Raw genomic sequence first — 1523 nt, forward strand, 5'->3', positions numbered from 1 at the left:
CATGGCGACACCCGTGCTGCCGGCGCCAGTCGGCTGAACGCTCGACCCCCATGGAGGGACCCGCGATGGGTGCATTCGCCGATGTTCACGCTGCCAGCCAGTTCGCCGCCGGCAAGATGCGCAAGAACAACCTGTTCACCACCGACCAGCTGTTCTGCGATGTGTATTGTTTCGAGCCCGGTCAGGAGCAATCCGCCCATAGCCACACCGGCTCGGACAAGGTGTACTACGTCATCGAAGGCACGGCGCGCATTCGCATCGGCGACGAGGAGCGCGTGGTCGAAGCAGGCACGGCGGCGCTGGCGGCGTCGAATGTGCCGCACGGCGTCACCAACCCCGGGCCGGGGCGACTCCGGCTGCTGGTGCTCATGGCCCCCAAGCCCGGCTGAGCCGCCGGCGCGCGGACGGATTGCGAGCCGATATCCCAGGTGCTACGGCTGCCGGTTGCAGTACCGCTACTGAGGAGGCCTCGACCATCCATGCTCATCCCCGCGACCCATCTCAGAGCCGGCATGCTCATCAACTACCAGAAGGAGCTGCACCGGGTGACCAACGTGGTGCACGTGACGCCGGGCAACTGGCGCGGCATGGTGCAGACCAAGTTGCGCAACCTGCGCAGCGGCACCCAGATGGAGAACCGCTTCCGGTCTGAGGACAAGGTCGAGCGCGTCACGCTCGAACAGCACGAGATGGAGTTCCTCTACCAGTCCGACGCGCTCTACTACTTCATGAACACGACGACCTTCGAGCAGACGGCGCTCGACAGCGAGAGCCTCGGCGAGGGGACGCAGTACCTGAAGCCGAACCTGCGCCTACAGGTCGAGTTCCACGAGGGCACGCCGGTCGCCATCTCGCTGCCGAAGACCGTCGACCTGGCCGTGTTGGAGACGGCGCCCGGGCTGAAGAGCGCGACGGTGACCAACGCGCTGAAGCCGGCGACGACCGAGACCGGCCTGGTGGTGCAGGTGCCGAACTTCATCGACGTCGGCGACGTCATCCGCGTCGACACCGAGAGCGGCGAATACCTCTCGCGCGCCAAGTAGCGCGCGGCGCGGCGTTAGCCGGCGGTCGCCCGGGCGTCAGTTGCTGACGAAGGTGTCGCTGATGCTGTCGTAGCTGAACACCTTGCCGCTGCCCCGACTCGAGGTCGCGGTACCGCTGAACGTCGCGCCGGCCCCGGCGCCGCTCACCTGGAACTCGACCGTGACCGTGCCCGAGACGGCGGTGACCGGGATCGCCACCGTCGTCGGACCCACGACGGTGAAGGCCACGTAGGTCTGGTTGGTGGCGTAGTGGGCTTCCTCGGCATTCACGGCGTTGGCGAGGTCGTGGATGGCCGCCGCGTCATAGGCCTGCTGCCGATAGCGACTCAGCGCCTGGACGGCGATGGCCGCCAGGATGCCGATGATCGCCACCACGACGAGCAACTCAATGAGTGTGAAACCCGCCTGGGCCGCTCGTCGGGCGGCGGATCTCTCTTGGCTCCGATCGGTCATGCGAGAGAGCTAGTGCAAGGACTGTAC

General features: G+C 66.7%; 3 protein-coding genes. 2 read left to right on the top strand and 1 reads right to left on the bottom strand.

Features of this window, described 5'->3' with window-relative positions; all coding sequences use genetic code 11:
- Nucleotides 1-65: 65 nt before the first annotated feature.
- Both ACRDUX_RS13140 and efp read left to right on the top strand, forming a co-directional pair.
- Entirely contained in the window at nucleotides 66-389 is a 324-nt protein-coding gene (locus ACRDUX_RS13140) for a cupin domain-containing protein (protein ID WP_526414465.1), read from the top strand.
- 90 nt (nucleotides 390-479) lie between these two features.
- Complete coding sequence (efp, locus tag ACRDUX_RS13145; RefSeq protein ID WP_526414466.1) at nucleotides 480-1043, top strand: elongation factor P; 564 nt, start codon at nucleotides 480-482, stop codon at nucleotides 1041-1043.
- 36 nt (nucleotides 1044-1079) lie between these two features.
- On the opposite strand, the gene ACRDUX_RS13150 is transcribed toward efp, so the two are convergent.
- Complete coding sequence (locus tag ACRDUX_RS13150) at nucleotides 1080-1496, bottom strand: prepilin-type N-terminal cleavage/methylation domain-containing protein (RefSeq protein WP_526414467.1); 417 nt, start codon at nucleotides 1494-1496, stop codon at nucleotides 1080-1082.
- Nucleotides 1497-1523: the final 27 nt, after the last annotated feature.

Origin of the sequence: Mycobacterium sp. (genome assembly GCF_050701675.1) — a bacterium.
Taxonomy (GTDB): Bacteria; Actinomycetota; Actinomycetes; order Mycobacteriales; family Mycobacteriaceae; genus Mycobacterium.

What these genes read in the sequence shown, in the direction of transcription:
- ACRDUX_RS13140 (WP_526414465.1), top strand. Translation starts at nt 66, where the DNA reads ATGGGTGCATTCGCCGATGTTCACGCTGCCAGCCAGTTCGCCGCCGGC.
- efp (WP_526414466.1), top strand. Translation starts at nt 480, where the DNA reads ATGCTCATCCCCGCGACCCATCTCAGAGCCGGCATGCTCATCAACTAC.
- ACRDUX_RS13150 (WP_526414467.1), bottom strand. Translation starts at nt 1,496, where the DNA reads ATGACCGATCGGAGCCAAGAGAGATCCGCCGCCCGACGAGCGGCCCAG.